This window comes from Mesorhizobium montanum, from assembly GCF_033977145.1.
GTDB lineage: Bacteria > Pseudomonadota > Alphaproteobacteria > Rhizobiales > Rhizobiaceae > Mesorhizobium > Mesorhizobium montanum.
Window position 1 is genome coordinate 1 of sequence record NZ_JAVIJF010000056.1, and the last position, 3,917, is coordinate 3,917.

A 3,917-nucleotide genomic window follows, 5' to 3' on the forward strand; every position below is an offset into this window, starting at 1 on the left:
GCTTCGTTCCGATCTTCTCGGCCCTGCGCAATCTCTTCGTCCCGCCCCGCTCAAAACGCTCCGTTCTCGCTGCACATATTCACCGCCTGCAGGCCATGGCGGAATGGAAAGCCGTGACCGTGGCCATCTGACATCAGCGCCGCAGGTCTCAACAGACAACGCGACATCGCCATCGAGGGTCCTGCATCTTGTCGAGGACGCCTTCGTGTTGCCTGCGCTTCAAAGCATTGACCGTTTTGAACTTGCTCCGTCGATGTCCACGACCCCCAAGGAGGATTGGCGAGCTGGTCCACGAGGTTGGAACTGGCTCCGCCCAGAGGGGATCTGGGTGTCGTTTTCCTAGGTTTCCTGCTCGATTTCATTGTGGTGGTGTAAGACCGAAGTTTCGAGCAATACTGCCACGTCCTGGGAAAGCGCAGGGACGCCGACATTATCCGTCGGTTTGTCTGCTCTATGACACGGTTGGGCGGTCGGCTCCGCTGCTGATGCACTCTCATTTAAGGGCTACGCTCCTTCTACTCAGTTGGCACGACTTTTGAACCTTCCTTGTAGCGAAACAGCAGGATCTGTTGGCGGCGGGTGCAGAAAGCGCCCAGCGGCCAGTACTTGGCCACAGGACGCTTAAGTGGGATGAGAGGATGCCTTCGGCGGCGGTTGACGAAACTCAGACCCGCGGCGCGCAGCTTCGGGAGAATTCACTGCACAATGCGCTTGCGGCTGGAACGCTGCCTGTTCGCGGAGGGCAGAATGAGATCCATTATTGTGGCCGTGCGATGGCCACCAAGCCTGGCTCTCCCATTGGTCCAAGACAGCGCTCGCATCGCTAACGCGATGGGCCGCGATCCCCGCGGGAGCGCGAGAAGGTGTCCGGGTCAACACGGTTTGCCGCAACGAATGCGACACCCCGATGCTGCGCACCGGCTTCGCCGTGCGCGGGCCGGACCCGAATACGGCGAGTATCAACCCGGACGACCCAAGGTCGCTTTGTCGCGTCGCGCGGCCGGAAGACGTGGCTGGTGTCTTCCTGTTCCTGGCGCCCATACCGTCTTTGGACATGAGGTGATGTGGGGCGTGAAGCGCACCTCTTCTATAGTGGATGTATGCATCAGTTCGCTAACAACATCTAGGGAGATCAGCCATGCCGCATATGGAACGGCCATCTAACAGCAAGTTCGACTTAACCAGGAAAACTGCTTTGGTAACCGGGGGAGGACGCGGTATCGGTTTGCAGATTGCCCTTACCTTGCAACAAGCCGGTGCCGATATAGTTCTGACTGGCACTGACGGGATCCGCGTGGCCGAGGCCGCCGATCAGTTCCCCATCAAACCACAGGTCTATCAACTTGATGTCACGGATTCACAAGCTGTCCGCGATCTCGCCGGTGAAATCGGCCTGTGCCCCGACATCCTTGTCAACAATGCCGGAGTGTCTCGTGCCGCGCCGACAAATCAGACCACCGACGAGGATTGGCGGGCGGTGCTCTCTGTCAATTTGGACGGCGTCTTCTTTTGCAGCCGCGCGTTCGGCTCTGCGATGGCGGAGCGCGGTTCGGGGGCGATTGTAAACATTAGTTCGATGTGCGGGGAAATCGTTACACGACAACGATCTGTTGTCACGTCCTACAACGCAAGCAAGGCTGGCGTGAACATGGTGACCAAGACGCTAGCGTGCGAGTGGGCAAAAGCCGGCGTTCGCGTGAACGCAGTTGCCCCTGGATTCGTACAGTCTGACATGACCGCCAGGTATCCCAAAGAAACGCTCGCTCAATGGTGTGACCAAACACCAATGGGACGCCTAGGCCTTCCTCATGAGATAGCATCCGCGGCCCATTTTCTCGCGAGCGATGCGTCAAGCTATATTACGGAAACGGTACTGTTGGTGGATGGTGGCTATACATGCTGGTAGCAGCCGGTTGTGTTGGGGGCAAGCATAGACAATGCCTCAAGATCGAGAACTGTCCTGCATCCAGTATCCGTCTAGGGGTCGCGGTCATTGATTCGGATACGATCGAACGGTCTTTGGTTGAATTCGCGAATTGGGGCAAAGTTCTGAACGGCGTCAACATCGACTCCTTGACGATCGCGCCATCCGTTGAGCAGCGGGAAAAGCATTAGGCTCTCGCAGGAATCCGCTTCCGTGACGCACATCGCAACTGTGCGGCCGAGGCCGACGGTCTCCGCTCGTCGGCAGCCATTGCGCGCAGGGTTCGCCACGCGTGTTCGGTTGCATCTGTGTAATGGGCCTGTTGAAGAAGTGCCTTTTTGCCCGGCAATTTCGGGCTCCGAGCCGGTGGCGATCAACCTGTACAACGACGCGTCATACCGCCGCGAGCCTCTGAAATTTGATGCTGACCGCCGAATTGCTGATGAGCAGAAGCAGGAAGCCGTAGAGTGCGACGGCCAGCCGCTTCAGATTAATGGCCGCAGCGGTCAGGAAGGCCTGAATGCGCATATTGTCCAGTCCTCGGCGCACTGCGCGGGCGAGGCCGTGCCATGTCTTGGCTTCCCATGCACGCCCTCGACCCGCCAGCGATGACGCTGATAAAGATCTTGTTCCGTTCGACCCCATCCGAGCCGATTGCGCCGCGCCCTCAGCAATGAAGGATGATCGACGTTGAACACGACGACGCGGGCGTGGCGCGACGGACTAACGCAGCGTTCCCGCAGCGGACATGCGCGACCATCCTTGCCGTGTGCCTGGAAGTGTTGGAATGAGCCCTTTTGCAGCTTGCCTTTCGGCCGCAGGATTTTTCCTCGCGGACAGCGCGCCAGATTATGCAGGGCGTCGAACTTGAAGCGGCGCGTCGGAATGACCTTTCCAGGACGTGGCTCGGCCTTGGCCGGAACGATGGCTTCGATGCCGCGATCCTCCAGCGCCCGAAACACCTTGGCATATGCATAGCCGGCGTCCATCGTCGCCGTCGCGATGGCCGAACCCGTCGTCTCGGCAATAGCGCCGAGACACTGCTCTATAGCCATGCCCTCGTTCTGTTCGCCTGTCGCCACCTCAACGTCGACAATCACGCCGCACTGGTCGTCGACCGCCGTATGTTGCTTGTAGGCCGGCTCCAGTCGGCGGTTGCGCGTGTTGGTCGCCATCGTGGCGTCGGGGTTGGTTACGCACACTTTCTTGAACTTGCCGGTCTGCCGGCTGGCGCGGAGCGCTTCGATCTCTGCGTCGTTGATCTGGGCCACCGCCTCGACATGCCGAACCGCCAGGCTGTCCCAACTGACGTCGGCGCGGATCAGTGAAGCGTCGATATGAACGATCTCGCCTTTGGCGATCTTCGCCGTAATGCAAGCATGAACCGTGCGCTGGAAAATGCGCCGGAAGCGTCCGCGCCCCAGCGCTGCCGTATCCGGGTCTGGCTCGAGTGATCGGGCAGCGCCTCGTGCAGACCGTAGCCGTTGAACCAGCGGATTGCGACATTCACCTGCGCCTCCCGCATCAGCCGCCGGTCGTGCACGATCCCGAGCAGAAAGCCGGCAAGCATAAGGCGCACCGCCACCTCGGGATCAATGCCAGGCCGACCGTTATCGGCGCAGTAAAGGTCAGCTACCTCCTCGCGCAGCCAATCCAAATCGAGAACGCGATCTACGCGGCCAGAATGTGATCGTCGGGAACCAATTGTCGCAATGACCCCGTCATGAACAGCTCGAGCTGATCCCGCTCTTTAGTCCCAGCATCTCTAGGTCCCGAGAATCAACGGCAGCTCGATTGAATCAGCGTGACGGCACTTCTTCAACAGGCCCGTAATGGTGCCAATTCGCCCTATTCATATGTTGCAAGACTTATTCACAAGTACTTAACTTATCAATAAAGCGTATTTAACATTCGCCAATGTGGCTACATACTTCAATATAGAGTAACCATTACATACGGAATGTCGTCTGTAAAAAATCGCGTATTAAATACT

The 3,917-nt window shown here is 58.5% G+C and carries 3 protein-coding genes and 2 pseudogenes; 4 read left to right on the forward strand and 1 reads right to left on the reverse strand.

The features are described from left to right. The 4 genes and pseudogenes from RFM68_RS33400 to RFM68_RS33410 form a co-directional block, all read left to right on the forward strand. Window positions 1–131 (forward strand): annotated as a pseudogene (locus tag RFM68_RS33400) (IS6 family transposase); the annotation flags it as partial. Window positions 132–760: 629 nt separating this feature from the next. Continuing rightward, window positions 761–1,063, forward strand: a complete 303-nt coding sequence (locus RFM68_RS33785) for an SDR family oxidoreductase (RefSeq protein ID WP_430695011.1) — start codon at window positions 761–763, stop codon at window positions 1,061–1,063. 75 nt (window positions 1,064–1,138) lie between these two features. Beyond that, window positions 1,139–1,906: an SDR family NAD(P)-dependent oxidoreductase gene (locus RFM68_RS33405; RefSeq protein ID WP_320237186.1), complete on the forward strand. Its 768-nt coding sequence runs from the start codon at window positions 1,139–1,141 to the stop codon at window positions 1,904–1,906. Continuing rightward, window positions 1,897–2,115 (forward strand): hypothetical protein, encoded by a 219-nt coding sequence (locus RFM68_RS33410; protein ID WP_320237187.1) that lies wholly within the window; start codon window positions 1,897–1,899, stop codon window positions 2,113–2,115. Before RFM68_RS33405 ends, RFM68_RS33410 begins: the two co-directional genes overlap by 10 nt. A gap of 202 nt (window positions 2,116–2,317) precedes the next feature. Here RFM68_RS33410 and RFM68_RS33415 read toward each other — a convergent pair. Next, window positions 2,318–3,649, reverse strand: a pseudogene (locus RFM68_RS33415) (transposase). Between the last annotated feature and the right edge of the window lie 268 nt (window positions 3,650–3,917).

Bases quoted from the DNA above. Each gene is read 5' to 3' on its own strand.
- RFM68_RS33405 (WP_320237186.1), top strand. From the start codon at position 1,139: ATGCCGCATATGGAACGGCCATCTAACAGCAAGTTCGACTTAACCAGG.
- RFM68_RS33410 (WP_320237187.1), top strand. From the start codon at position 1,897: ATGCTGGTAGCAGCCGGTTGTGTTGGGGGCAAGCATAGACAATGCCTC.